This is a genomic window from Chryseobacterium cucumeris (assembly GCF_001593385.1).
In the GTDB taxonomy this organism is placed as follows: domain Bacteria; phylum Bacteroidota; class Bacteroidia; order Flavobacteriales; family Weeksellaceae; genus Chryseobacterium; species Chryseobacterium cucumeris.
Genome location: NZ_LUVZ01000012.1, coordinates 515,098 through 540,648 on the forward strand (window position 1 = coordinate 515,098; position 25,551 = coordinate 540,648).

Here is a 25,551-nt window from a genome sequence, read left to right on the forward strand (position 1 = left end):
CTATATGGTAAAAAACTATTTTTTTAAAATATTTGCCGGTATTGCTTTTCTTGGGCTGCTGACAGCATGTAATACAACTTCAGACCCCACAGAATCCATCCCGAATCCTGATGAAGGAACTCCTCCTAAAAAGATTTTAACAAAGGTTAGCTCGAATAATGTTTCTCAGGAAGAATATGTTACAACAGCGGTAACCGGAGATCTGCAGACCGCAGTATCTAAAGATGAATCTTTTACAGGAAGTGCTTACTATACGGGAACAGTAACATATACCAACAAAAATATCACAAAAATTAAATATGTAAGTTCAGCAGCATCCAGCCTTACTTATGAATTTAATATTGTTCCTGACGCTACAGGTAAAAAGATTTATAATGCTACTTCTACAGCAACGGGGGCAACTCCATCTGCTTCTGTTGTAAGCGACTATAAATTTACCTATGATCCGGTTAACAGCAGACTTACTAAAATTCTTGAGAAGAGAAAAGAAGGAGGAATCAGTGCCTATAACAAATTTATTGATTATTCTTTTGTATATAATGGAGAAAATCTGATTCAGGTTGTTCGCTCCAAAGGTCTGTTGGATATCAACGGAAACCCGAATATGAGTACAGCAGTAATAAGCAAGTTTAGTTTTCAGAACTATGACGCTCAGAAAAGCCCGTATTATACACTGCCGTCCGTGTATTTCATCACGCGAAGTCTTATCGATCCTGCTCAATTCTATAAAATATCTCCGAACAATCCTACATCTATGTTTATAGAATTGCCATCACCAGCTACTCCTGTTAATACCTCTCAAAGTTATTCTTATGACAATCAAGGGTATGTAGTTGTTGAAAAAAATCAGAATGTAACTTTTACCTATAAAAACTTATAGAAGAAATATAGTTATTAATCTTACCAGAATATAAATAATAATATAATTTTTAGGCAAAAAAAAATTATATTTGTCAAAAAAATAATCAATTACAAGGAAATGAAGCAAATTTTCTATTTTATTTTACTCATCGCAGGTTTTTCCTCAATACATTCCTGCAAGGATATGCTGGATGAGGATGGAAATCCATTATTGGATCTTAACAATACAGGAGGCTTAAGCGGCCCCAGAGCATTATACAGAGAAATTACAGATAAAGATACGATCGCAGAATATCAGTACAGCGGACTTCTTGTGACTAAAGTTATCACAGACAGTGCTTCCATCACTGATATTATGTACAGTGGTGATAAAATCAGTCAGATTAATTTTAACGGTTTCCTTGATCTTGACGGAAACGGAAAACTAGATAAAGACAGTGTATCATACACTCAATTGTTCACTTATGCAAACAATAACAAACTTCAGCTGATTTCTGAAAACCGTTCAACCTTCAGAAGAACTCCGCCTGTAATACCTGGAGGACCTGTAGGACCACAGACATTATTGAAAAAAGAGAAAACTGCTTATCAGGTTAAATACAGTACTGCTACAGGAAAACTGGATTCAATTATTATGAGAAACGGACCGGATGTTCCGGGAGCTCCGCTTAACTTCACAGATTATTCTAAAACAGGTTATACTTATGTAGGAGACAACGTATCTAAAGTAGTAAGATACTACGGAACAATGACTGGTGGATCGTTTGGTGCTGTTACCGGAAAATACAGCTACGAATACTATGCCTATGATGAGCAGGTAAGCCCATTCACATTGCTGCCACACGTATATAAAATTTCAAGATTATTATCTACGATAATCAATGATAAAGAAAGTCTCATCTTATCTCCAAACAACCCTAAGAGATGGTCTGTAACAGATCTTACGCCACCGATTCCAACACCGATTGTGAAGAGTACCAATTACGTTTACGATCCTCAGACTTACATGACAAAAGGATATGGCGTTAATTACATCTATAAACCACAATAGAAGAATTTTTTTAACAATATTCAAACTCAATCTTTCTTAAGATTGAGTTTTTTATTTTTTATACCTTAATTTTGCAAAAAATTTCTGATGAAATATTTAATTGTCGGGCTTGGTAACAAAGGCTCTGAATATGAAAATACACGACATAATATAGGATTTAAAGTAGCTGAGAAAATAGCGGAAACCCTTGAAGTATCATTCAATACCTCCAACTTTGGCTGGCTGGCAGAAGGAAAGCACAAAGGCAGAAAAGTTTTTGTTCTGAAACCGGATACTTATATGAATCTTTCCGGTAATGCAGTGAAGTACTGGATGCAGAAAGAAAATATTCCTTTGGAAAATGTACTGATCATTACCGATGATCTGGCTTTGCCTTTTGGGACTTTAAGAATGAAAGGAAAAGGATCTGATGCCGGACATAATGGGCTTAAAAATATTAATGAAGTATTGCAGACTCAAAATTATGCAAGGCTGCGCTTCGGAATCTCTGCAGATTTTACGGCAGGAAGACAGGTAGATTATGTTTTAGGAACATGGAATGACGAAGAATCAGAAAAGCTTCAAGAGAGAATTGAAACCTTTTCTAAGGCTAGTCTTTCATTCGTATTTGCGGGATTGAATAATACAATGTCTGCATTTAACGGAAAATAATTCCAGAAAGTGATAAAAGAGAACTGAAATTAGAGTATAGCTTATAAAATTGAATGACTGGCTTGTTTGTAAGGCAGTCATTTGTTTATATGTTTTTTAAAATTTTTCTGCTGGTTTTATAATTAATTTATCTTCTTTCCTGATAAATAATACCCACATCCAAGGAATGAATGATAATAAAAAAGATACAATACTATTCTGCATAAATATTTCATTTGCTGAAGGGTTGTTTTGAAACTCAAATATCGCTTGATTAATGGTGAGCCCTTGTTTTACCAATAAAGCAATTACAGTAATAACATTGGCTATAAATATGCTTACAATATTTGTGAAGAAGATAATATATCTTGTCAGTTTTCCACGAAATCCTTTGAAATAATCATAGCCTAAAAAACCAAGAAGAGCAATAACAAATGCCATTCCTGAGGAAATTTCTCCTAAATATACAGCAAGTATGACCCAAAGTATAATGGCAGGAATTGAAAAAACAATGGCTCCTAAAAATCCTGTCAGATAATTTTTCTCTTTTGAAATTCTTGTCTTTTCTATTTCATAGAATTTATCATCTGTCTGTTGAAAACAATGATCACAAAGGAGTATACCAGTATGGTTAAGGTCGTAATAGCGAATACTTTCATTTGTTTCACAGCTATGACAATGGTTTTGCTCCGGCACATTGAGTTTTTTTAACAAACCAACCACAAAGTCAAACAAAGCATAAACAGTGCTGATTTTAGTAGGCATTATATTTTCTGTGAATTTGAAAAAAATAGTATTTTCTCTAATTTCAAAGAGGGTAAATCTTAATTTTTTTCTGTTTCCCGTTAACTCTGTTTTAATTTGTTGTCTTTGTTCCTCTGTTAAATTCCCAGTTGTTACTGAAACATATTTGTATTGAGGAGTATGTATTATACTTGCGTCTGAAACATTGAAAAAATAGCCTTTGTAAAGTCCGAATACCTTATGGCTTGTTTTATGCCATCCAAGGTCTCTGGCTATTTTTTTTGCTTTGGGAAAAATCATACTTTTTTGACTTGGTAGTAATGGTTTATTGAGGTGTTTTCTCGAGAGCACGAATATATAATTATTTTTAGATAATTAAAATAAACCCTTTTAAAAATGAAATATATTGCGGTTTAACCTAGTTTATTGAAAAAATAGGTTTATAATTATCTTATTTTATGATGATATATAATAAAACATAAATGCCACCGGATTCCGATGGCATTTTGTGTAAATTATAATTGAATTTTAAAGAGTTTTTACTTCTTATAACCAAGTTACTGCACCTGTTTCAACATCATAGTTGGCTCCAACGATTTTAATTTTACCCTCAGCTTCAAGGTTTTTAAGTGTTGAACTTTGCTTGCGGATATCTTCAATCGCACTTTTTACGTTTTGATGATTAAGCCTTTCAAGAAGTGAGCTGTTTTTTGATGAACGTTCTTCATTCTCTTCAATGATCTCATTGATGATAGGGTTGAAGTGATTGATCAGGTGGTTCAGGTTATCCATTCCCAGTCCTTCAATTTGTGCAGCGTCAAGACCTCCTTTTAAAGCCCCGCACTTGGTGTGTCCTAAGACTACAATAAGCTTAGAACCCGCAACATTACAACCGAATTCCATAGATCCCAGAATATCCTGGTTCACAAAGTTACCGGCAATTCTGATACTGAAAACATCTCCTAATCCCTGATCAAAGATAAGTTCTGCAGAAGTACGGCTGTCTATACAGCTTAAAACTACTGCAAAAGGCCATTGTCCTTCACGTGTTGCATTCACTTGCTCAAGAAGGTCTCTGTTTGCCTTAAGGTTGTTTACAAATCTCTGATTTCCCTCTTTTAAGAATTCTAATGCTTTCTCAGGAGTAATAGTTGACTGTGTTTCGTATGTATGTGCTTTCATATTTTTATTGTTTTCGAATTTAAAGTTAAAAAAATTAATTAATTATTGGGATTACATGGCTCTTTTGTGAGTAACCAAAATGTGGGAATCCTCACTTCTCTCGTAATCTCTGTATGAAGTTTTAAAGCCTATCAGTTCTACATTGATGTCTTGTTCCTTTGCACGGATATTGGCAAAGTCCTGAATCATTTCCAGTACATCGGTTGCAATGTAGGAAGTGCTCTTCGCATCAATAATAACTGTAGAGTTGGGTTTTATATTTTTAAGTGTTTTTTTGATGGCTGCCTTATTTAAAAATGATACTTCTTCAGCAAGTTTAATATTGATCCCATCTGCATCATCCAGTCTTTCTCTGCTTAAATAATAAGCTCTTTTCATATTTCCTTGCAGAATATAGAAAACGGAGATCATAAGACCAATTCCTACACCTTTTAACAGGTCTGTTGCCACTACTGCTACAACAGTTGCCACAAATGGAATAAACTGGAATTTTCCTAAGTGCCAGAAATGTTTGAATGTTGCCGGCTTTGCCAATTTATACCCTACTAGGATTAATACCGCAGCTAATGTTGCCAATGGAATTAAATTTAAAATAACAGGAATAGAAAGTACACAAATTAATAGGAATACCCCGTGGATAATAGTCGACATTTTAGAGGTTGCTCCCGCATTAGCATTGGCAGAACTTCTTACTACCACGGAAGTCATGGGAAGACCACCTATAAAAGAACTTACAAGGTTTCCGATTCCCTGAGCCTTGAGCTCAAGATTGGTATCTGTAATTCTTCTTTGTCTGTCTAATCGGTCCGAAGCCTCAATACAAAGTAAAGTTTCAATAGATGCTACAATGGCAATTGTTGCTCCTACGATCCATACTTTTGGATTAGTGAAACCATTAAAATCCGGAGTGGTGATCAGATTTTTAAAATCATCAAAAGACTGTGGAACCGGTAAAGAAACCAAATGTTGAGTTTCGATAGCCAGAGAACTTCCGGACATCTTAAAGAGCTGATTTAAAAGAATACTTACAATTACGGCAACCAATGCACCCGGAAGCATTTTCATCCTTTTCAGTACATGGATTTTGTCCCATGCGATAAGGATCGCTACAGAAATTAAAGTAATAACAATGGCACCCGGATGGATCGCTCCAAATAGTTCAGTAAAATATCCGAAGTTCAGACCATTATCAAAAATAGATTCATGGCCTTCATAATCTTTGTCAAATCCTAACGCATGTGGAATCTGTTTTAAAATAATAATGATTCCTATGGCAGCCAGCATTCCTTCAATGACGTTATTCGGGAAATAGTTGGAAATACTTCCGGCTCTTACAAACCCTAAAACCAATTGAATAAGTCCAGCAATAATCCCTGCGCAAAGGAAAAGCTCAAAGGCGCCAAGATCTGTTATTGCTGTTAAAACGATAGCTGTCAGACCTGCAGCAGGCCCTGAAACTGAAATATTTGAATTACTGATGATTCCTACTACCAGGCCGCCAACGATACCGGAAATAATACCGGATAATGGAGGAGCACCTGATGCTAAAGCAATTCCTAAACACAACGGAAGTGCTACTAAAAATACCACGAGTCCTGAAGGAAAATTTTCCTTGATTCCTCCTATTAATGATGTCTTTTTCATAATGTGAAGCTGTAAAGTATAACCGGCTTATTTGTTTTTAAATAAGTCAATTATAAAAAGTTGAGAAAAAATAATTTTTAAAGTACATGTGTATCCGATATCACAAAATGATATGGAAATGGTATCAAAAAAATCTAACTATAGGAGTTTACGCTTCCGGAGGAGGGGAAAATATAGTAAGTAAAGGAGAAAGATGAAAAGAATCATCAATCAGAACAAAAGACACACCCTGAACATCTGTTTCTGAAAACTTCAGATAATCGAATACATCTAAAGGTTTCGGAATGGTCTTTTCGTAAACAATGAATGAGGATGGGTGAGAATGAGGCTCTTCTTCATTGATTATTATATTCGTTCTCGCAATATCCCAGCCCGCAACAGCAGCAATGCTTGGCAGTGCTGTAAAATTCAGAAAAAACGTTAATACAATAATACTCCAGAATTTCATTTTACATTCTTTTTAGAAAAACTAATTAGTCTTTCTGCTCATCACCCAATCCGAACCTGTAAGATTATAGATCTTTTGGATGTCTTTTAAGATTTTCTCAAAATCAATCTCCAGATCAATGATTTTACCTGTTCTAAGGTCAAATACCCAGCCGTGAACAATAGGATACTCTTCTAAAATGTATCTTTCCTGTACACAGGCCATTTTAATTACGTTGATGCACTGCTCCTGAACATTAAGTTCTACAAGTCTGTCATAACGCTTGTTTTCGTCCTGAATAGAATCCAGTTCTGCCTGATGTAATCTGTAAACATCACGGATGGTTCTCAACCATGGATTCAATAATCCCAGATCCTGAGGAGTCATCGCTGCTTTTACACCACCACAGTTGTAATGTCCACAAACAATAATGTGTTTCACTTTCAGATGTTCTACAGCGTATTGAATAACTGCTGTGGAACTCATATCTAAAGTATTAACAACATTGGCAATGTTTCTGTAAACAAATACCTCTCCAGGTTTGGCTCCCATCAACTCTTCTGCGGTAGCTCTGCTATCTGAACATCCTATATAAAGATAATCCGGATGCTGAGTTTTAGCAAGTTCATGGAAGAAATTTGGATCTTCAGCTACTTTGGACTCTACCCATTTTTTATTGTTTTCGAAAATAACCTTGTACGATTGTGACATAATTTTAAAATGTATAATTATTTATTTCGTTTAAATTATTTCCAAAATCAATAGACTAAATCAATAATTATGCAAAAATATACTTTTTGTTAAATAATAAATCACTTTTAACAAAGTTTAATATTAAAATATGCTTAAAATCATATCTAATATTCCGATATGCTTTATCTTACAGCTATTGGGATCTATAAGGAAATCCAAACGTTTAAAAAACCAGGATAAAATTACGAAGTATAAATTAAAATTTATGGTTTGTGAATTAAAATATTCTTAATTATTTAGGTAGCCTCCATTGTTTCTTTTGAAATACTTAATAAAAAGACTTTGTGTATGCTAAAAAATGAATAATTTAAAGCTCTTATTAATCCCTCTATCTGATGCCTGATTTTGGTCTGCAATCTTTACCATCGGTATTCTATCTGGCAGGAGTCTTTATCGCCTGTTTCTCTTCATTTCTGATTGTTGGAAAACGTAAAAAGATAACAGCTGATTATGTTCTGGCAGCCTGGTTTTTGGTGATAGGAATACATCTTATCTTATTTATTCTATTTTTTTCCGGAGGCTATATAAAGTTTCCTTATTTTCTGGGCTATGAAGTTATTTTTCCCTTTATTCATGGCCCAATGTTATATATTTATGTTCTCTGTGTTACAGGGAAAGTACCGGGAAAAAAGACCTGGCTGCTACATTTTGTTCCTGTTCTGATTGTCTTTTTCATGCTATTTAAACTATTGATGTTGTCACCATGGGAAAGACTTGCCATTTATCAAAGCGGAGGCAAACAATATCAATTAATAAGCAATGTTATCAAATACATGATGATATTATCAGGAGTATTATATATTGCATTAAGTTTTTTTGCTGTCAGAAAATATACGCAAGAGATTTCTGACCAATATTCAAATACAGAGAAGATAAATCTCAGCTGGCTCTATTATCTTATTGCTGGATTAGCTTTGATATGGGTTGCAGTGATCATTAGAAATGATATACTTATTTTTTTCATAGTTGTTCTGTTTATCGTAGCTGCTGCATATTTTGGCATCAGTCGTGTTGGAATTCTGAACTTGCCTGTAGCAGAAGGTATAGTAAATGAAAAAGAAACAAACGAAGAAACGGTAAAATATCAGAAGAATTCTCCCGGAGAAGATGTTATCATGGCTGTTTACGAAAAGCTTGTGAAGAAGATGGAGAAAGAAAAATTATATAAAGATCCCGAACTGAATCTGAATTATACTGCTGCCTTACTGGAGGTTCATCCTAATATCCTTTCTCAGGCAATTAATTCCATTGAAAATAAAAATTTTTATGATTATATTAATCGTCAGAGGATTGAAGAGTTTAAAAGGATTGCAGTACTTCCTGACAACGGAAAGTATACTATTCTTTCACTAGCTTTTGAGAGTGGCTTTAATTCTAAAACGTCATTTAACCGTAATTTTAAAAAATATATGAACTGCTCACCCAGAGAATTTCTAAAAAGCCAAAGCATAGAGATTTAATATGGAATGATTTGCTGGTGAATTGGGCAAGATGTTTATTTATAATGATTTATAAACATGTTCCACCTTTCATTTTGGAACAATTGGACCTTTTATAATCCTCATTTTTACAGAAAAATAATCGGGTATTATGAAAAAAATATTATTTGTGATGATGGGAGTACTGGCATTACTGATTGGAGCTTATCCTCTTATTTATGCCTTCGTTGAATCTAAATATACTTTTCTGGGTTCGAAATCTCCTGAATTACTCCACAGTATAATCTGGAAAACAGCATTTTTCATCCATATTACTTTCGGAGGGCTGGCTCTTTTTGTAGGCTGGCGTCAGTTTGGTCGTTCATTTCGGACTCAATACATGAGAATCCACCGGAATATCGGAATGTTTTATGTAGTTGCCGTGACACTAAGTTCTGTTTCAGCTATTTATATGGGATTTTATGCCAATGGAGGGCTGGTTTCAGCGATGGGGTTTATCTGTTTAGGATTGATCTGGTTACTAACAACTCTTGCTGCCTTAGCAGAAATAAGGAAAGGAAATATTATCAGACATCAGCAACTGATGACTTATAGTTACGCCTGTACCTTTGCTGCAGTAACATTGAGATTATGGCTTCCCTTACTAAAAAATATTACAGGAGATCCCATGCTGTCTTATCTTGTCCTAGCATGGCTGTGCTGGATTCCAAATTTGTTAGTTGCTTATTTTATCAATAAAAAAACAGTTGCAATATAAGAAAATAGGCTTTACTCTGGCAGTGTGTTATACTCCATACTTTTCATTTCCAGGTTCAGGTATTTATTTCCTTCATTCTTATAATGTAGGGGCGTTTCAAGACCCATATATTTCATAATCAGAGGGTAGATATAAGTGGTTTGGGTCTGCTTGGTTTCATGTCCTGTAATTCTATAGTTGGCAGGTACTTTATCTCCAAACCAAACAAAAAACGGTACCTGAGTAGATTCCTTAGAGTCTACATGCAATAATTTGTCACCTTGTATCTTAAGCCCATGATCTGAAGCATAGATGACTACGGAATTGGTATTTTTCAGCGTACTGAATATATTTTTGAAAACGTAGTCCGTGTATTTGATAGAGCTGTCATAGCAATTCAGATCACCGGAGTTCCAGTTAGAAGGAAGTCTGTTGCATGGATTAGGGTGACTTCCCATAATATGAAGAACTACAAATTTATCTTCCTTCTTCTGAATAACTTTTTGAAGCTCAGGAACAATTACTTCATCATAGCCGTTTACCCACTTTTTATTTTTAGACATGGAAGCGATGGCTGTAATTCCTCTTGCGCTTGCCTGTGTACTCAGCCAGAAAGAATTGTATCCGCTTTGATTCGCCATATTAATGATATTATAGGATAGTTTATCATAACGATATCTGAATTCATCAGGATGGATACTGGACAACATCAGCGGGACACTCAGGTTGGTGATGCCGGCAGGAGAAATAGCATGGTCAAAAATCATCATATTTCCTGCCTGCTCATCCGTGTAAGGAGTTGTTTTCTTGTTATAGCCATATAATGACATGTTCTGCTTTCTCTCAGACTCTCCAATGATGAGAATTACATTTTCTATTCCTGGCTGTATTTTTTTGATATTAAAAACCGGAACATTCTTTTTTATTGCGTTGATATCTCTCTGTATATTCAAAGCGGTATTGAAATCAGATAAATGATAGTATACATTCTTAATCATCCTGCCTCCTCCTTTATTACTTATATAGGTATGTTTAAGGTGATATCCGAATGGTAAAACAAGCCACAGTAATGCTATAATGATAAATTTAGCATCAACCTTAACTATATTTTTTTTAAGATAATCCACCGAGTACATTACCATTCCCAGAAAAACGAAAAACAAAATGCCCGGAAGAATAAACATATAAGACATGCTCATCGCTTCATCCGGATTAGATTCCAGAATACTGATAGCCATTCCTACATTAAATCCGGAATGATAAATAAGAAAACAGGATACCGATATCAGAAAGTTAATGCTTAATAATAAACAGAGAATAAAAGCAATTACAGACGTATACTTATTCTTAAAAAGCAATGCATTAAATACCAGAAACGAACAAAACATAATTCCATACTCAAAAATATTCCGGATACTGTCCATTTTTTCAGCTCCGAAAAGATTATCAAAGATGTAAGGGAATGAGATCAAAAAACCTGTCAGGTATATTATAATGAGAAGAATGGGAACTATCTTTTTGAACATGGGTGTATATATGTTTCTGTGCAGTTAAAATAAATTTTTATATTATCTTCTTTAAAGTTTTTCTGAATACGAGCCTGCGGAATATCAGAATCATGGAGTGCATGAAAAGAATTAATATCAGATAATAATTCTTATATATTGCAGGTATTGTCAACTCAAAAAGAAACTTTTGAAGTTAAGTTGTTACAGTTTGTAGCGGTCGTTTTTCCGTATTATAGAGTTGACTGTATAGGTAGGAATGGAGAGAATTGAATTTGCATTTTTTTCATCAAAAATTATTTTTTTAATTAGTAATAAACTGGAGTTGTGTTTTTAATATTAAGCGATTTTTTTCAAAACAAGTTGTATCGAAGGATAGATGTCATCCGGATAATAAAATGGGATATTTTACATGAAATTGGATGATGGTGTATCCGTTTTATAATCAAACAATACAATTTTTTCAAATGTACACGAAATTACCGATAAATACAAGTAGAATTTTTATGATAACTGTTGGAGTTCCTATACTTTACGGTTGATATAATCCATCGTAGCATTGGCGGTAGGGATAATTTTAGCAGGGTTGCCTATGACAATAGAATTGGAAGGAACATCAAAATTGACATAAGAATTGGGAACAATCAGTACATTATTTCCAATAGTGATTCCTCCTACAATAACGGCATTGGTACCAATCCATACTTCATCACCAATAACCGGATATCCTTCATTTTTTCCACGGTTTTGTTGTCCTATCGTAACGCCATGGGCGATGTTGCAGTTTTTTCCGATCACTGTTTTAGGATTGATCACAAGGCTTCCAAAATGCCCCAAATAAAAACCTTCACCAATCTGAGTCTCAGGATAAATCTGAAAACCATATTTGATCTGATAATGTCTCAGGATAATCATCCAGAAAGTATTCAGAAGAGGGGTTTTCTGATACTTCTGTGCTTTTCTCAGAATGTAAACAAAGTGGAGATTGGGATTGATGCACTTTTTCCATATCTGAAAAGTGGAAAGCCATTTTCCGCTTTCCCGGTAAAAGTCTTTTTGAATGATTGAATAATCAGCCATCGTCAATATTTTTATACTTCGTCAATTATTTTCTGAAGATGTTCCACAGATTTTTCCAGAACAAACGGAAGCTCGGTTTCCGAAATTCGTTTTTTGTATTCTTCAGTGATATCTTTATCAATAAGAAACTTTTTCATTCCATCATAAATCCCTTCTTCGGAATTGGCAGTGATATTGCCCAGTTTTCCATCCTGCAGAAGATCCCTGATGCCGGAAATATCCGTTGCAGAAATAGGTTTATTGAGGATAAGTGCTTCAGCAATGATGGTGGGAAATCCTTCATGTCGTGAAGACATAATATAGAAATCCGCCTTTTTCATATAAGGGTAAGGATTACTGCTGAAACCAAGCATTTTTGCAGTATTCTGAAGACCAAGTTTATTGAGCTGATCCTGAATATTATTAAAATCATACCCGTCACCAATGATCAAAAGCTGATGTTTCAACCCTTCATCAATAAGTTTTTTATGCACATTAAGCAATCTGTCGTATCCTTTCTGAGGGTATACGGTTCCTACGGTTACAAAAGTGGGAAGATCATTGTTGAAAGGATAGTCATTTACTTCACTGTCTGCCTTTCTTAATGTATCATCTTTGTCAATCGGATTGAAAATTTTAATCACAGATGCTTTTTCAGCTTCGTTTTTAGCCAAATCATGCATTCCTTCCTGAAGTTTATTGGAAATGACCAGAATTCTGTCAAACCTGAAAAACTGTCTGATCACTTCCGGAGTGTATTCTTTTAAATTGAAAATATCATTCTGTACCCAGATAATCTTTTTCGAATCTTTTTGAGGGCTGGAGAGAATTTCCTGATGCATCGCATGGATGGCAGCAATCTCTACATCATATTTTTTATTCTTTAAAATAAATTTATAGAGAAGGGAAGGGAACCAAAGAAACATTTTCTGATAAAGAACCCTGTAGGCTTTCACAGGAATGTCCTGCAGCCTGTTGGTGGTAATCATTTCTCCTTTCGTCAAATAGTACAGTGTTACCCATGACGGAACTTCTTTAATGTATAATCCTGAATAGAGATTTACCAGAAGATCAACTTCATACTTATCGGCAGGCAGATTCTTCAAAAAGTTGATTAATACTTTCTCGGCACCACCATGACGCAATGAACCTATACGAATGAGGAGTTTTTTCTTTTTCAATTTGTTTTTTTCTATTTTATGATTTTACAAGATAAATTTATTTAATTTTTCTTGCTTTTTTATACTTGTGAGGAAGATTTTCTTTGATATAGGCATCCAGTTTTTTTCTGTCTTTCTCCAGTTCACGGGGATATTCCGGGTTATTTTTAAGAACAATATCACCATAATCTTCAATCGTGCATAAGAACTGGGCCGGGTTTCCAATAAAAACTGTGTTATCCGGCATCGATTGTGACAACACAGAGTTTGCCCCTAAAATACAGTTGTTTCCAATCTGGACATCCTGCATAATCACACAATTAAGCCCGATGGTGCAGTTGTTTCCTATTTTTATTCTTCCCAGTATTCTTGCATCTTCATACCCAGGAAGTTTTCTGAGCAGAGTAGTTGTTCCACCGTGGTTGACAAACCGTACATCTCCAGCGATGTTCACATTATCGCCAATTTCGATAAGGTACGGTTCAGTTCCGAAATACACTTTATCGGGCATATTAAAGTTTTTTCCTACTTTCATCCCTCTATATTTAGCCACTTCAAGACTGCCTCTGTTCAAAAAAGTATGATAGAGGGAGTCTATTTTTAATAGGATTCTGAATATAAAAATCATCACAAGTGTAAATTTGTTTTCGTTACTTTTGCAAAGAAAGAGAATTTATTAATATGATGAAAATTTCAAAAATAGAATATTATCTGCCTCAGCAGGTACTAACTAATGAGGACCTTGAAAAGCAGTTCCCTGAATGGAGCTCCGAACGTATCCAGGAGAAAGTAGGTATTTCCCAACGCCACATTTCTTCTGACAGCGAAACCGTACTGGATATGGCTGTGCAATCTTCAGAAAAAATTTTCGAGAACTATGACAGGAACAAAGTAGATTTTATTTTATTCTGTACCCAGAGTCCGGAGTATTTCCTTCCTACAACGGCCTGTATTTTGCAGGACAGATTGGGGCTTAGGAAAAATATCGGAGCTATAGATTTTAACCTTGGCTGTTCAGGATTCGTATATGGGTTAGCTTTTGCAAAAGGACTGATTGCCGGTGGAATTGCAAAGAGTATTCTTTTGGTTACTTCAGAAACGTATACCAAGCATATTCATCCTGATGATAAAGGAAACCGAAGTATATTTGGTGATGCCTCCGCCTCTGCTATTATTGAAAAATCTGAAGGTAACGATTATCAGTTCTGCCTGGGAACAGACGGAAGCGGTGCAGAAAATCTTATGGTGAAAAAAGGAGCTTTTAAAAAAGACTTCGAACTGAATCCAGAACACGAATTCGGCCCCGAAAATATTTATATGAATGGCCCTGAAATTTTTAATTTTACGATTGAAAATATTCCGGGACTGGTAAAAGAAACATTGGAAGTTAACAGTATGACCATGGATGATATCGATCATTTTGTTTTTCACCAGGCCAATTCCTTTATGCTGAATTATTTAAGAAAGAAAACAAAAATACCCGCAGAAAAGTTTTATATTGACATGGAAAAAACCGGGAATACTGTTTCTGCAACAATTCCTATTGCTATTAAAAATATGATGGATAAAGGAATGCTGAAACAAGGAGATAAGGTTTTAATGGCAGGATTTGGAGTTGGATATTCATGGGGAGCCACCATAATGGAAATTTAAAGAAAACAAACATTTAAAATTATAAAATATGAAAACATCCGTTTTTTTAGAAAAACTACAGGAGGAATTAGAAGAAGATGAAACATTGACTACTGAAACGAACCTGAAATCTTTAGAAAGCTATGATTCTATCAGTTTACTTTCTGTTATTGCGTTTGTAGACGAAAATTTCAGCAAAAAAATTGATACCAAGCATTTTAAAGATATTGAAACTGTTTCAGATCTGATGAATGTTATTGGAAAAGAAAATTTTGAAGATTAATGGATGCTTTCTCATTAAAAAATAAAATTATTCTCATTACAGGCGCTTCTTCCGGAATCGGGAGAAGCTGTTCTGTAGAATGCAGCAAAAGCGGTGCTGATCTGATTCTCTTAGGAAGAAACCAGGAAGAACTGATGAAAACCGTTTCTATGCTCAATCCGGAAACAAAAGTTGAAATTATCACTGAAGATATTACTCAATCTGAAAATCTTGAAGCAATTATTGCAGATAAAGTTTCAATTTTAGGTAAAATATCAGGATTTATACACTGTGCCGGTATCGAAAAAACGTTACCATTAAAAAAACACAATGCTCAGCTATATCAGGACATATTTGCTGTCAATGTCATTGCAGGACTTGAAATTGCAAAAATTTTATCTTTAAAAAAATACAAAGACGAAAACTCCAGTTTTGTATTTATTTCTTCTGTGGCAGGGATGATAGGAGAGGCAGGGAAGGCCGCTTATTCTGCCAGCAAAGGCGCTGTAATTTCCGGAGCCCGTTCTTTGGCTATGGAGCTTTCAAGAAGTAATATTAGGGTCAACAGTATAAGTCCGGCAATGGTCAATACTCCGATTTTAGAGAAAATGTTTGAAAATATCGGAGAAGAAGCTTCATCAGAAATTATAAAAAAGCATCCGCTTGGAATAGGTGAACCTAAAGATGTAGCGAATGCCTGTATTTTTCTGTTGTCTGATGCCTCAAGATGGGTCACAGGCAGTAACCTTGTGATAGACGGAGGATATTCAGCACAGTAACTTACTTTTTGTGTAGAGTTTCTATAATATTTTCTACGCTGTCAAATATTTTCTTATTGTCAAACTGACTTTCAATTGTTTTAAGGTTCTCTCTGATGTGGAGAACAAGATCGGGATCGGTAAGGAATGTTTTCATGGCTGAATACATTTCATCTACTTCATAACTGATGAGGTATCCTGTCTCACGGTCTTTGATCATCAATCCTACATCTCCTACTTCTGTTGCTATAATAGGTTTCTGAAGAATTAAAGCTTCAGCAATGACCAATGGCCATGCTTCAGATTCCGAAGGCAGAACAAAATAATCCGCTTTTTTGATATAAGGATAAGGATTCATTTGGTTGCCAACCAGAATAAATGTTTTTTCAACATTATTTTTAGCTACCTGTGCCTTGAGGTTATTCATTTCATCACCCTCACCAATAACAATGATGCTGTGATGAAACCCGTCATTGATAAGCTTCGTATGAGCGTCAATAAGTTTATGATATCCTTTTCTAGAATGAAGTCTTCCTATAGATGCGAAAACAGGTCCTTCAGGAAAATTTTCAAGCTTTCCTTCTGCCTTACGCTTAATTTCTTCGATAGGAATAGGATTGATGATCACACTTTCAGGAGGATAATTTAGATTAGGATAATGCTGGTGCATCATATCTTTGATCTTGTGGGAACAGTACACCATGTGGTCAAATTGCGGAAAGCTCTTTAAAATGTTTGGTACTAAAGGCTGAAATTTCGGAACATTAATTTCAGAGTGAAACCATCCTATTTTTTTTGAATTCTTATTGGTTGAGTTCAGAATGGCATCATAGTCTCTGTAATCCATCCCGATCTCAATATCAAAAGTATCATTGATAAGACGGTCTGCAATGGCCGGAGTATTTTTCAGTTTTCTCAGCTTTATTCTTCTTTTAACAAGCTGAAGTTTCTGTAAAATAGAATTGTTGGAAAAATCTTCTTTTCCGTCAGTAAGGTATATTTTTCTGATGTGCTTCGGAAGTTCATCACGCAGTTTTCCCTGGTTGAGGGTGAGGCATACCGTCATTTCAAATTTGTCAGGATTAAGATTGTTGAGAAGTCCCAGTAATACTTTTTCCACGCCTCCCATTTCCATGGAACGGTGCCTGAACAAAATTTTTATTTTTTTTTCTAACATTATCCGAAGATTGATTGTAACGTAATTTTTATTTTTTTCTTAATACGGAAAGGCAGCTGATGCTGATACTGAAGCAGACCGAATATTTCATCTGCACCGGTATAATGTTCAGGAACTTTCTTTCCATTGATAGAGCTGAGCCCTCTTCGTTTCATGGTATTAAAAATCACCTGGGCAAAATATTCGTGGGATTTCTTTTTATTGTCATTCTGTGAAATTCCGCCCTGATGCGTTCTGTAAAGATAGTTCGTTTCATTAATAAACTGAACGTTTCCTTTTTCATACATTTTAAGATATAAATCCTGATCTTCCCCTATTTTCAGATTGGGATTCATTTTTTCCGTCTGTTCATAAACTGCTTTTCTGAAGGTTACAAAATGAGCAATCTGAATCGGGAAATTGAAAAAATAAGGATCTCCACTCGGTACCTGCATCGCAGATCTGAACGGAGCTATTGGATTCAGGTTCTGGTCACATGTCATAAACCTTGAATAGGTAAGTACTGTATTTTTTTTAGTCTGAAAAATCTCCATACATTTTTGAATAGCGGTTGGAGCAATGGCATCATCAGGATCTACAAAGCCACAGATTTCACCTTCAGCCATTTCAATCAACTTACTTTTTGTTACACCTACACCGGAATTTTTTTCATTTTCAAAAAACCTGAATCTTTTGTCATCTGAAATCATTTCCCGGATTATTTTCTTCTCGTTTTCAGAAGAAGCATCATCTAAAATTACCGCTTCCCAGTCTGTATATGTTTGTTGAAGTATACTTTCAAAACAGTCTTTAAAAAAAATGGCATTGTTATAGTGTGCAATAAGAATAGAAAACTTCATTATTGTTCCTTGAATATTAAATCTTGATGATTAATTACAGTCGTATTTGATGGAATGTCTTTGTAAATAGTACATCCGGCTCCAATAATACAGTTATCTCCGATGGTAACTCCTTTTAAGACGGTTACATTACTTCCGAGCCAACAGTTACTACCGATCTTGATAGGAGCGGTGGTGAACTCAGATGAGAACAGCTTAAATTCCGGATGAGTCTGATAAGCATGATTGTGGTCGTAAAGCTTAACATTTTCCCCAAACAAAGTGTTGTCACCTATTGAAATGCTGTCAAGACAATTGATGGAACAAAAATTATTCATAAAAAAATGATCTCCGATTTCTAAAACGGCATTCTGCTGCACAAGAATATGTACATAATTTCTGAAACTCATGGAATTCCCGAGTGTAACATTTTTTAAATTGTCGTGCAGAACAAAATGATTACTGATCCCAAGCTTTATCCCTTTAAAAGAAACATTAGGGTGTTTTTTGAGACGAGAAATCTGGCTTTTCCGTTGAATTTTTGCTAAAATTTCATCAAGCATACCTGGATTTATTTTCACATTTGTAGTTTACAAATATAATTTGTTTTAAATAATTATAATAATAAATCTTATTTTTGTGCCTTAAAAATTAATACTTTATACCAAATAAAACAACTTTTCAGGTTGAGGTTGCTGAGTTTTGATAAAGTAAATCATTTGGTGTTCTGTGAAAATAAGTCAGATTACATTTACCCGATTTGTTGCCGCAATGGCAATTGTTATTTCTCATTTCAATAAAGATCTGTTCTTATACAAGATAGATTATATTTCCAATCTTTTTTTAAGGGCTAATGTAGGAGTAAGCTATTTTTTTATTCTTTCGGGGTTTATCATGATTATTGCTTATCACAGGAAAGATAAAATTGATTACCTGGAATTTTACAAAAACAGGTTTGCCAGGATCTATCCGCTTTATATGCTCGGACTTTTGCTCTATTTTATGACAAGATATGAGATGTTCGATTGGTATAAACTGATCTTATATGGTTTGGGTATCCAGAGCTGGATTCCGGGTGAGGCGATGATCCTGAATTTTCCGGGGTGGTCTATTTCCGTAGAGTTCTTCTTTTACCTGCTTTTTCCGTTTTTATATAATTATTTTTATGCAAGGAAAAACAAAATGATCTGGGTGTTTGCCATTGGTCTCTGGCTGATTACACAGGTGTTTTCTAATCTTTATCCGGTGTATGGAGCTTATGAAGGACCTCATACGAAAAGCCATGAGTTTCTTTACTATTTCCCTTTCTGGCATCTGAATGAATTCCTGATTGGAAATCTTGCAGGTATATATTTTGTGAAAAATTACAGGCAGAAAAATTATGATTACCACGTTATCGCAGTCTTTTTTCTGATTCTTCTGTCACTGATGTTTGTCCCGCTATTCTATCATAATGGTTTGATGGCTTTACTCTTTGTACCTGCCATTCTTTTGATTTCGGCAAATAACGGGAAAGTAAGCAGGATATTTTCATTAAAGCCGCTGGAGTATCTGGGGGAAATTAGTTATGGAATATACATCACTCATATTCCTGTGCTTTACCTTGTAAGGGAATTTTTACAATGGCAGAAGTGTACGCTCAGCATTGATATGGTATTTTTGATTTACATTATCGTTATGCTGTTGAGTTCCGCGGTCTTTTACCAGTTAATAGAAAAGCCGATGCGAAACCTGTTAAGAAAGATTCATTTTTCAAAGCGTTAGTTTTTAAATAATTTTTTTTTTTAACTAAATATTTAGTTAAATGTAGTGTCAGAACAAGTCATTTCTGAAATTGATATTGTACAGCCCTGAACGGATGCTTTTATAATCCGTAAACAAATACTTTGTGATCATCCCCCATTTTTTCAGAAGGGGAGCATTAGCAATCTGAAAGCTTCTGTAAACACGTTTGATATGAAGTTTAATATCTTCAGGAATGGTATTTTCATTTTCTGCCCACTGGTTCACTTCCTTCCATAATACAACGCGGGTTGAAGCCGGTTTTACTTCTCTGGAATCTACTTTGGTAATTCTGTTGTTCTCATGAACTCCTCTCACCGCTACAGCTTTGTCAAGAATTCCCGGATACAGATTCAGATAGTAGGAGAGTCGGAATAAAAATTCGGTGTCCTGATGAAGCTTTAAATGGGTTTTGAAAAAATACTCCATATTTTGTAGAGAACTTTTACGGATCGTCAGGGCATCAATACTGAAAAGTCCAAAAGTTCCTCTCATATTCAGTTGGCCCGGGAATACATCTTTAGGAGGATGTTCTTTATACACTGTAGTGAGGCGGTCTCCAAAAACCTTATAATACTGTTCTCTGGCTTTTTCAGAATAATAATGAACTCCTATAGCCCCATAAACTCCATCTACCTCGTGATTGAGAAAAAGCTTTTTTTCGGCATCAAAACGGTTAGGAAGATAGTAATCATCTGCATCAAGGAAAGCAATGAAATCTCCTTCTGCCTTTTCCATTCCTAAATTTCTGCTGGCACCTGCTCCATGGTTTCCTTTATCAGGATGCTGATAAAGTTTTACCCTGTCATATTTTTCAGCGAGTTCCCGGCAAACCTGCAGGGCATTGTCCGGAGACTTGTCTTCTACCAGTACCACTTCATATACCTCTTCGAACTGAAGCGCGGAATCTACAGCCTGAGCGACATATTTTTCAGCATTGTAAACGGGAATGATGACTGAAATTTTCATTTTTTTCGGATTATGCTTTTAATTTAATTTTTAAATAATGGGTAACCCTTTTCTCTACAAAATAGTACAGAAGAGAGGCTACAATAATAACTAAAACAATTTTAAGAAGAAAAAAAGCAATGTTTAGATAACCTTCAACTTTGAATCCTTTTAAAACAATTTCTACAAAAGGATGTGATAGGTATAATGAATAGGAAATATCTCCCAGAAATATTAAGAATTTGTTTCCTTCAAAATGGAAAATATAATCAAAAGTCAGGAAAGAAAAAACAAACGTGGAGATAATTGCCAGTTTTACCCAATCATTGCCAATAGGAATGATGCTGAGTAAAACGAGTATAAATGAGGTTATTCCTATTACAGAAACTATTGCTGCCCATTTCTTTGGAACTGTATATTGGTTCAGTAAGAGAGCAAAGAGAATTCCTACAACAAAATAAAGATTGAGAGAATGGGTTACCATTTTCAGATATGGACTGTCAAAATGTACACAATATCCCAACATAGTAGCCAGAATGAAAAATCCTACGATGAAATAATACCTTTTTTCTTTAAAAAATAATGATAGCCCGAATATGAGATAAAAAAACATCTCAAAATTTAAAGACCAACCCAGGAAAAGCACGGGAAATTCCTTCTTTGTGGGAAGGAATAACAATGAATGGATAAGCTCATAAAGTCCTGCGCCATGAAAATAGAGGAAAAAACTGCCTCCGGGTATCATTATAGCAAAGGTCAAAAGATAATATAAGGGGACAATTCTGATCACCCTTCTTTTGTAAAATAAAGTGATCTGCTGAAAAGAATCTCTACTGAAATTTATTCTTTGCGTTGTGAAAGCCATGATAAATCCACTGATAATAAAAAACACGGGAACACCGATACTTCCTTTATTAAAAAGAATATCACCAAGATTCAGCCCGGGTAAGTTTATCGTTTCACGGAAATGAAAGCAGCATACCAATAATGCTGAAATTCCTCTTAAAATCTGGATATTATTAAGCTTCATAACAGATGAAAACCTATCTTTTAAGAATTTTTTTAAAGGTATTTATAGTTTTTAAATAGGCCTATTTGATATAAAAATTTTAATAACCTTGATTTTTTCAATTTGTCTATTTTGTCTAAAGAGTTCTTTGCACTGAAATATAAATTAATTTTATCGATTAATTCTTCCGTCTGGAATTCAGAAAAATGAAAATTTTCTACAAGTGTTTTTCTTCTTTCTTCTTTTCTTAAAGACTGTGATTTGGGATCGGAGCTGATACCATCCTTATAAAAGCGGGATATAGATTGTTCAATAGGTCTATAAGTACAATTGTATTTGAAAATAGAAATTAAAAACCATTTCCAATCTGAACAAATTCTCAAATTTTCATCATAGAGACCTACTTTTTCAAAGGCACTTCTTTTTATAAATGTACTGGGATGCCAGATTGTTTCTTCAATTAAATCTAAAAACGAAATATTTTCTTTAGTAGGCCTAAGAACATCTTGATTTTCATCATCTACAATTAGATTACCGGAGATAATATCATCTGTGTGCAGTAATGGAGTTACTTTTTCTATAACTGATTCATTTAGCAGTTCGTCTCCACTGTTCAGAAAAAGAAGATACTCTCCAGTCGCTTTTGCAATTCCTTTGTTCATCGCATGATAAATCCCTTTATCAGGTTCACTTACCCAATAGTTTATTTTGGATTGATTACTTTCTATAAGTTCTTTGCTTCCGTCAGAACTTCCACCATCAATTACTATATATTGAAAATCTTTACCGGTTTGCCGAAATACACTATCCAGAGTTTTTTGTAAACCATTTCGGTTGTTGAAGTTTATCGTTATGATTGTAATGGATTTATTGAGCATATTTTTGAATGTTTTTTGTAAAATCTGTTTGTTATTGTGAAATAAAGGATTCTATATTGAATATGTTTTTTTAAATTATATTGTTTTTAAATCACATTCAATCATTTCTTTGCAAAGAGATTTTACGGTGTATTGTGGTTGCCAGCCGAGAATAGTTTTTGCTTTTGTAGGGTCACCAATCAGCAGGTCGACTTCTGTTGGACGATAATAATTAGGATCAACTTTTACAACTGTTTTACCTAATGGAAGTTGATAATTCGGGTTATTACAGCGTAATACCTTGGCAATTTCATTTTCCTGACTTCCTTCAAAAACCAGTTCTATTCCTACTTCTTCAAAAGCCATAATGAGAAAATCTCTTACCATGGTAGTTTCTCCTGTTGCTAAAACGAAATCGTCAGGTTTCTCCTGCTGCAACATTCTCCACATTCCTTCCACATAATCTTTAGCATGTCCCCAATCTCTTTGAGCATTTAAATTCCCCAGATATAAGCAATCCTGTTTGTTTTTTGCTATGTTAGCTACTGCCATAGTTATTTTTCTGGTAACAAAAGTTTCCCCTCTTCTGGGAGATTCATGATTAAATAAAATACCATTGCAGGCATACATTCCATAGGCCTCCCTGTAATTTTTTGTTATCCAAAAACCATAAATTTTTGCTGCACCATAGGGAGAACGTGGATAGAAAGGAGAGTTTTCATCATAAAAACCCTTTTCATTTTTATTGGATGGCATCCCGCCGTATAATTCTGAGGTAGAAGCCTGATAAATTTTCGTCTTATGGGTTAATCCTAAAATCCTGATTGCTTCTAATAAACGCAGTGTACCTAACCCATCTACGTTTGCAACATATTCGGGCATATCAAAACTTACTTTCACATGGCTCATGGCACCAAGATTATAGATTTCGTCCGGTTGTACCTCTTGTATGATTCTGATGATATTGGTAGAGTCTGTAAGATCTCCGTAATGTAATTTGAAATGCACGTTATTTTCATGCTGATCCAAATACAGATGATCAATTCTTTGAGTGTTAAAAGAGGAAGCTCTTCGTTTTACGCCATGAACTTCATAGCCTTTTTCTAATAGGAGTTCTGCCAGATAAGAACCATCTTGTCCTGTGATTCCTGTAATAAGTGCTTTTTTCATCATTTGTTTAAAAATTTTTCTTGATAAACTTGTTTTATTCCATCTTCCAGAGATATATCAGGAGACCAACCCATAGAATTAATTTTAGAGGAATCCATTAGCTTTCTGGGAGTACCATTGGGTTTCTCTGTATCCCAAACTATATTTCCTTCATATTGGGCAATATCTTTAATCTGCTTGGCCAGTTCTGATATAGAGATTTCCCTGGATGAACCTATATTCAGGTGACCGCTTTCATTGTAATTATTCATCAAAAATACACATGCTTTTGCAAGGTCATCTACATGTAAAAATTCTCTAAAAGGGCTTCCATCTCCCCACAAAACCACTTCCTTTACATTGTTTTGTTTGGCTTCAAAAAACTTTCTGAGCATAGCCGGCAAAACATGAGAATTATTTAGGTCATAGTTATCATTAGGCCCATAAAGATTAGTTGGCATTGCGGAAATGAAGTTACAATTATATTGATCCCTGTATGCATCACACATTTTTATTCCTGCAATTTTTGCTATGGCATAAGGTTCATTGGTTTGTTCTAAAAATCCACTTAATAGGTATTCCTCTTTTAAAGGTTGAGGTGCAAGCTTGGGGTATATACAACTGGAGCCTAAAAAAAGTAATTTCGTTACTCCATGTAAATAACTCTGATGAATTACATTAGACTCAATCATAAGGTTATCGTAAAGAAAATCAGCTCGGTACGTGTTGTTGGCGTGGATTCCTCCTACTTTGGCTGCAGCAAGAAAGACATATTCTGGCTTTTCGGTTTCAAAAAATGTTTGTACACTTTTTTGATCTGTAAGGTCTAATTCACTGGAAGTTTTGGTAATAATATTATTAAAACCGTTCGAAGTTAAGTTTCTTAAAATGGCACTTCCTACCATACCTCGGTGTCCGGCAATATATATTTTAGAGTTTGGGTTCATAATTGTAGTTGTAACGAATTTTATAATAAATTATTTTTAATAAATTATTGAAGCTTGATTTCAAAATTTCAGGAAAAGATTTATTTTTTTTAGGTAAACTATTTTTTAAAATTACATATTTACAATCTATTTTTGAGATTCTTTCAATATCGTTTTCAATGATTTTTTGATGATAATTTTGATATAGCTTTTTCAAGGAATCTGAATTTTCCAAAGAATATCTGTCATAGTATTTTGCTAAAGTTTCGGGATTTTTATATTTAAAATTTGAAAAATGATAAAATACCAGAGGAGAATTATCCGGCATGCGGTATTTATTGTCTTCTGTAGCTACCAATCCTATTCTTTCATGCAGATTCCATGGAGCGGCATTATACCCCATTTTACTGAGAATTTTTACATTTTTGAAGAAAACAGGTGAAAAATTCATCCAGATCTGATCTACAAATAACCCTTTTTCCGGTTGATTATAGCAAAGAGATAACAATCTTTCTTCCCACCAATCAAGAAGTTTTTTGGCATTTTCAGAATGGCCTCTTAATCCTATAAATCCCAGGTTATATATACCAAAATTAAGAAAAGTGTTTTCTACAGGTTTATAGCCATCTAAAGGAATAGAACTCAGAATATGAGGGGTGAGCAAGATATCTGCGTTATCTTCAAATTCTGCATTCAGGATTGATAACTGATCAAATATTTCAATATCCGGATCGAAGTAATATATAAATTCCGTATTGGGATTTTTTGCTAATAAGTACTTGAAAAATGATGCTTTTACAGAGGTGTTAAATTCTATAATGTCATATTTCATCCATAATTCATCAAAATTCTTTATTCCAATATCTTTCATTTCTACAATTTCACATTGGAAAGAATCATAATCTATTTCGCTAGATTTTTCATCGCATAATCCTATTACAAATTTGAAGTTTTCACCATATTTATTAATAGAATTTTTTAAAACTTTAGCTTGTGCTAAATAGTTATTGGAGCAGATTGTGAAAGCTATATTCATAGGATT

Annotated in this window: 27 protein-coding genes; 9 read left to right on the plus strand and 18 right to left on the minus strand. The window is 34.5% G+C overall.

Annotated elements, in window-relative coordinates; translation table 11 throughout:
* Positions 1 to 4: 4 nt before the first annotated feature.
* The 3 genes from A1704_RS11220 to pth all read left to right on the plus strand — a co-directional run bounded on the left by A1704_RS11220 (position 5) and on the right by pth (position 2,563).
* Positions 5 to 880 carry a hypothetical protein gene (locus tag A1704_RS11220; protein WP_062673374.1) on the plus strand — a complete coding sequence of 292 codons (876 nt, stop codon included), beginning with the start codon at positions 5 to 7 and terminating at the stop codon, positions 878 to 880.
* A 99-nt stretch (positions 881 to 979) separates the two neighbouring features.
* Entirely contained in the window at positions 980 to 1,912 is a 933-nt protein-coding gene (locus tag A1704_RS11225; protein WP_062673376.1) for a hypothetical protein, read from the plus strand.
* An 87-nt stretch (positions 1,913 to 1,999) separates the two neighbouring features.
* Positions 2,000 to 2,563, plus strand: coding sequence for an aminoacyl-tRNA hydrolase (gene pth, locus A1704_RS11230; protein WP_062673378.1), 564 nt, complete (start codon positions 2,000 to 2,002; stop codon positions 2,561 to 2,563).
* Positions 2,564 to 2,659: 96 nt separating this feature from the next.
* Here pth and A1704_RS11235 read toward each other — a convergent pair whose 3' ends face one another.
* From A1704_RS11235 to A1704_RS11255, 5 genes are all read right to left on the minus strand, one after another.
* Entirely contained in the window at positions 2,660 to 3,586 is a 927-nt protein-coding gene (locus A1704_RS11235) for a hypothetical protein (protein ID WP_062673380.1), read from the minus strand.
* A gap of 246 nt (positions 3,587 to 3,832) precedes the next feature.
* Positions 3,833 to 4,468 (minus strand): carbonic anhydrase, encoded by a 636-nt coding sequence (locus tag A1704_RS11240; RefSeq protein WP_034691487.1) that lies wholly within the window; start codon positions 4,466 to 4,468, stop codon positions 3,833 to 3,835.
* Between the two features lie 51 nt (positions 4,469 to 4,519).
* Positions 4,520 to 6,112 carry a SulP family inorganic anion transporter gene (locus A1704_RS11245; RefSeq protein WP_062673382.1) on the minus strand — a complete coding sequence of 531 codons (1,593 nt, stop codon included), beginning with the start codon at positions 6,110 to 6,112 and terminating at the stop codon, positions 4,520 to 4,522.
* Positions 6,113 to 6,260: 148 nt separating this feature from the next.
* Complete coding sequence (locus A1704_RS11250) at positions 6,261 to 6,560, minus strand: hypothetical protein (RefSeq protein WP_062673384.1); 300 nt, start codon at positions 6,558 to 6,560, stop codon at positions 6,261 to 6,263.
* 21 nt (positions 6,561 to 6,581) lie between these two features.
* Entirely contained in the window at positions 6,582 to 7,250 is a 669-nt protein-coding gene (locus tag A1704_RS11255) for a carbonic anhydrase (protein WP_062673386.1), read from the minus strand.
* Between the two features lie 377 nt (positions 7,251 to 7,627).
* On the opposite strand from A1704_RS11255, the gene A1704_RS11260 reads away from it, so the two are divergent.
* Both A1704_RS11260 and A1704_RS11265 read left to right on the plus strand, forming a co-directional pair.
* Complete coding sequence (locus A1704_RS11260) at positions 7,628 to 8,752, plus strand: helix-turn-helix domain-containing protein (protein ID WP_062673388.1); 1,125 nt, start codon at positions 7,628 to 7,630, stop codon at positions 8,750 to 8,752.
* A gap of 130 nt (positions 8,753 to 8,882) precedes the next feature.
* Positions 8,883 to 9,488 carry a DUF2306 domain-containing protein gene (locus tag A1704_RS11265; RefSeq protein ID WP_174525195.1) on the plus strand — a complete coding sequence of 202 codons (606 nt, stop codon included), beginning with the start codon at positions 8,883 to 8,885 and terminating at the stop codon, positions 9,486 to 9,488.
* A gap of 11 nt (positions 9,489 to 9,499) precedes the next feature.
* On the opposite strand, the gene A1704_RS11270 is transcribed toward A1704_RS11265, so the two are convergent.
* The 4 genes from A1704_RS11270 to A1704_RS11285 all read right to left on the minus strand — a co-directional run bounded on the left by A1704_RS11270 (position 9,500) and on the right by A1704_RS11285 (position 13,819).
* On the minus strand, positions 9,500 to 10,993 hold the full coding sequence (locus A1704_RS11270) for a phosphoethanolamine transferase (protein ID WP_062673393.1): 1,494 nt from the start codon (positions 10,991 to 10,993) through the stop codon (positions 9,500 to 9,502).
* A 504-nt stretch (positions 10,994 to 11,497) separates the two neighbouring features.
* Positions 11,498 to 12,052 carry a serine O-acetyltransferase gene (locus A1704_RS11275; protein ID WP_062673395.1) on the minus strand — a complete coding sequence of 185 codons (555 nt, stop codon included), beginning with the start codon at positions 12,050 to 12,052 and terminating at the stop codon, positions 11,498 to 11,500.
* An 11-nt stretch (positions 12,053 to 12,063) separates the two neighbouring features.
* Positions 12,064 to 13,212, minus strand: coding sequence for a glycosyltransferase (locus A1704_RS11280; RefSeq protein WP_062673397.1), 1,149 nt, complete (start codon positions 13,210 to 13,212; stop codon positions 12,064 to 12,066).
* 37 nt (positions 13,213 to 13,249) lie between these two features.
* Positions 13,250 to 13,819 (minus strand): acyltransferase, encoded by a 570-nt coding sequence (locus tag A1704_RS11285; RefSeq protein ID WP_062673399.1) that lies wholly within the window; start codon positions 13,817 to 13,819, stop codon positions 13,250 to 13,252.
* A gap of 53 nt (positions 13,820 to 13,872) precedes the next feature.
* On the opposite strand from A1704_RS11285, the gene A1704_RS11290 reads away from it, so the two are divergent.
* Genes A1704_RS11290 through A1704_RS11300 form a run of 3 tightly spaced genes read left to right on the plus strand, consistent with a single transcriptional unit; the run spans position 13,873 to position 15,864 of the window.
* Positions 13,873 to 14,844, plus strand: a complete 972-nt coding sequence (locus A1704_RS11290) for a 3-oxoacyl-ACP synthase III family protein (RefSeq protein ID WP_082798763.1) — start codon at positions 13,873 to 13,875, stop codon at positions 14,842 to 14,844.
* A gap of 28 nt (positions 14,845 to 14,872) precedes the next feature.
* Entirely contained in the window at positions 14,873 to 15,106 is a 234-nt protein-coding gene (locus A1704_RS11295; protein WP_047380387.1) for a phosphopantetheine-binding protein, read from the plus strand.
* Complete coding sequence (locus tag A1704_RS11300; RefSeq protein WP_062673401.1) at positions 15,106 to 15,864, plus strand: SDR family NAD(P)-dependent oxidoreductase; 759 nt, start codon at positions 15,106 to 15,108, stop codon at positions 15,862 to 15,864. Before A1704_RS11295 ends, A1704_RS11300 begins: the two co-directional genes overlap by 1 nt.
* Before the next feature lies 1 nt (position 15,865).
* Here A1704_RS11300 and A1704_RS11305 read toward each other — a convergent pair whose 3' ends face one another.
* Genes A1704_RS11305 through A1704_RS11315 form a run of 3 tightly spaced genes read right to left on the minus strand, consistent with a single transcriptional unit; the run spans position 15,866 to position 18,419 of the window.
* The gene (locus A1704_RS11305; RefSeq protein WP_062673403.1) at positions 15,866 to 17,020 is read right to left on the minus strand and encodes a glycosyltransferase; all 1,155 of its coding nucleotides are present in this window, start codon (positions 17,018 to 17,020) and stop codon (positions 15,866 to 15,868) included.
* Positions 17,020 to 17,859, minus strand: coding sequence for a glycosyltransferase family 2 protein (locus tag A1704_RS11310; protein ID WP_062673405.1), 840 nt, complete (start codon positions 17,857 to 17,859; stop codon positions 17,020 to 17,022). The genes A1704_RS11305 and A1704_RS11310 overlap by 1 nt, the downstream gene beginning before the upstream one ends.
* Positions 17,859 to 18,419, minus strand: coding sequence for an acyltransferase (locus A1704_RS11315; RefSeq protein WP_228432335.1), 561 nt, complete (start codon positions 18,417 to 18,419; stop codon positions 17,859 to 17,861). The genes A1704_RS11310 and A1704_RS11315 overlap by 1 nt, the downstream gene beginning before the upstream one ends.
* 148 nt (positions 18,420 to 18,567) lie before the next feature.
* Here A1704_RS11315 and A1704_RS11320 point away from each other — a divergent pair, with 148 nt between their 5' ends.
* Positions 18,568 to 19,602: an acyltransferase family protein gene (locus A1704_RS11320; protein ID WP_131797503.1), complete on the plus strand. Its 1,035-nt coding sequence runs from the start codon at positions 18,568 to 18,570 to the stop codon at positions 19,600 to 19,602.
* Positions 19,603 to 19,650: 48 nt separating this feature from the next.
* Here the strand turns inward: A1704_RS11320 and A1704_RS11325 are convergent, their stop codons facing one another.
* The 6 genes from A1704_RS11325 to A1704_RS11350 all read right to left on the minus strand — a co-directional run bounded on the left by A1704_RS11325 (position 19,651) and on the right by A1704_RS11350 (position 25,545).
* Positions 19,651 to 20,589 (minus strand): glycosyltransferase family 2 protein, encoded by a 939-nt coding sequence (locus A1704_RS11325; RefSeq protein WP_062673411.1) that lies wholly within the window; start codon positions 20,587 to 20,589, stop codon positions 19,651 to 19,653.
* A 10-nt stretch (positions 20,590 to 20,599) separates the two neighbouring features.
* Positions 20,600 to 21,598, minus strand: coding sequence for an acyltransferase family protein (locus A1704_RS11330; protein WP_062673413.1), 999 nt, complete (start codon positions 21,596 to 21,598; stop codon positions 20,600 to 20,602).
* A 32-nt stretch (positions 21,599 to 21,630) separates the two neighbouring features.
* Positions 21,631 to 22,455: a glycosyltransferase family 2 protein gene (locus A1704_RS11335; protein WP_062673415.1), complete on the minus strand. Its 825-nt coding sequence runs from the start codon at positions 22,453 to 22,455 to the stop codon at positions 21,631 to 21,633.
* Between the two features lie 75 nt (positions 22,456 to 22,530).
* Positions 22,531 to 23,604: a GDP-mannose 4,6-dehydratase gene (gene gmd, locus A1704_RS11340; RefSeq protein WP_062673796.1), complete on the minus strand. Its 1,074-nt coding sequence runs from the start codon at positions 23,602 to 23,604 to the stop codon at positions 22,531 to 22,533.
* Complete coding sequence (locus tag A1704_RS11345) at positions 23,604 to 24,530, minus strand: GDP-L-fucose synthase family protein (protein ID WP_062673417.1); 927 nt, start codon at positions 24,528 to 24,530, stop codon at positions 23,604 to 23,606. Before A1704_RS11345 ends, gmd begins: the two co-directional genes overlap by 1 nt.
* Complete coding sequence (locus tag A1704_RS11350; protein WP_062673419.1) at positions 24,514 to 25,545, minus strand: hypothetical protein; 1,032 nt, start codon at positions 25,543 to 25,545, stop codon at positions 24,514 to 24,516. The genes A1704_RS11345 and A1704_RS11350 overlap by 17 nt, the downstream gene beginning before the upstream one ends.
* Between the last annotated feature and the right edge of the window lie 6 nt (positions 25,546 to 25,551).

What these genes read in the sequence shown, in the direction of transcription:
- A1704_RS11220 (WP_062673374.1), top strand. Translation starts at nt 5, where the DNA reads ATGGTAAAAAACTATTTTTTTAAAATATTTGCCGGTATTGCTTTTCTT.
- A1704_RS11225 (WP_062673376.1), top strand. Translation starts at nt 980, where the DNA reads ATGAAGCAAATTTTCTATTTTATTTTACTCATCGCAGGTTTTTCCTCA.
- pth (WP_062673378.1), top strand. Translation starts at nt 2,000, where the DNA reads ATGAAATATTTAATTGTCGGGCTTGGTAACAAAGGCTCTGAATATGAA.
- A1704_RS11235 (WP_062673380.1), bottom strand. Translation starts at nt 3,586, where the DNA reads ATGATTTTTCCCAAAGCAAAAAAAATAGCCAGAGACCTTGGATGGCAT.
- A1704_RS11240 (WP_034691487.1), bottom strand. Translation starts at nt 4,468, where the DNA reads ATGAAAGCACATACATACGAAACACAGTCAACTATTACTCCTGAGAAA.
- A1704_RS11245 (WP_062673382.1), bottom strand. Translation starts at nt 6,112, where the DNA reads ATGAAAAAGACATCATTAATAGGAGGAATCAAGGAAAATTTTCCTTCA.
- A1704_RS11250 (WP_062673384.1), bottom strand. Translation starts at nt 6,560, where the DNA reads ATGAAATTCTGGAGTATTATTGTATTAACGTTTTTTCTGAATTTTACA.
- A1704_RS11255 (WP_062673386.1), bottom strand. Translation starts at nt 7,250, where the DNA reads ATGTCACAATCGTACAAGGTTATTTTCGAAAACAATAAAAAATGGGTA.
- A1704_RS11260 (WP_062673388.1), top strand. Translation starts at nt 7,628, where the DNA reads ATGCCTGATTTTGGTCTGCAATCTTTACCATCGGTATTCTATCTGGCA.
- A1704_RS11265 (WP_174525195.1), top strand. Translation starts at nt 8,883, where the DNA reads ATGAAAAAAATATTATTTGTGATGATGGGAGTACTGGCATTACTGATT.
- A1704_RS11270 (WP_062673393.1), bottom strand. Translation starts at nt 10,993, where the DNA reads ATGTTCAAAAAGATAGTTCCCATTCTTCTCATTATAATATACCTGACA.
- A1704_RS11275 (WP_062673395.1), bottom strand. Translation starts at nt 12,052, where the DNA reads ATGGCTGATTATTCAATCATTCAAAAAGACTTTTACCGGGAAAGCGGA.
- A1704_RS11285 (WP_062673399.1), bottom strand. Translation starts at nt 13,819, where the DNA reads ATGATTTTTATATTCAGAATCCTATTAAAAATAGACTCCCTCTATCAT.
- A1704_RS11290 (WP_082798763.1), top strand. Translation starts at nt 13,873, where the DNA reads ATGATGAAAATTTCAAAAATAGAATATTATCTGCCTCAGCAGGTACTA.
- A1704_RS11295 (WP_047380387.1), top strand. Translation starts at nt 14,873, where the DNA reads ATGAAAACATCCGTTTTTTTAGAAAAACTACAGGAGGAATTAGAAGAA.
- A1704_RS11300 (WP_062673401.1), top strand. Translation starts at nt 15,106, where the DNA reads ATGGATGCTTTCTCATTAAAAAATAAAATTATTCTCATTACAGGCGCT.
- A1704_RS11305 (WP_062673403.1), bottom strand. Translation starts at nt 17,020, where the DNA reads ATGTTAGAAAAAAAAATAAAAATTTTGTTCAGGCACCGTTCCATGGAA.
- A1704_RS11310 (WP_062673405.1), bottom strand. Translation starts at nt 17,859, where the DNA reads ATGAAGTTTTCTATTCTTATTGCACACTATAACAATGCCATTTTTTTT.
- A1704_RS11325 (WP_062673411.1), bottom strand. Translation starts at nt 20,589, where the DNA reads ATGAAAATTTCAGTCATCATTCCCGTTTACAATGCTGAAAAATATGTC.
- A1704_RS11330 (WP_062673413.1), bottom strand. Translation starts at nt 21,598, where the DNA reads ATGAAGCTTAATAATATCCAGATTTTAAGAGGAATTTCAGCATTATTG.
- A1704_RS11335 (WP_062673415.1), bottom strand. Translation starts at nt 22,455, where the DNA reads ATGCTCAATAAATCCATTACAATCATAACGATAAACTTCAACAACCGA.
- gmd (WP_062673796.1), bottom strand. Translation starts at nt 23,604, where the DNA reads ATGAAAAAAGCACTTATTACAGGAATCACAGGACAAGATGGTTCTTAT.
- A1704_RS11345 (WP_062673417.1), bottom strand. Translation starts at nt 24,530, where the DNA reads ATGAACCCAAACTCTAAAATATATATTGCCGGACACCGAGGTATGGTA.
- A1704_RS11350 (WP_062673419.1), bottom strand. Translation starts at nt 25,545, where the DNA reads ATGAATATAGCTTTCACAATCTGCTCCAATAACTATTTAGCACAAGCT.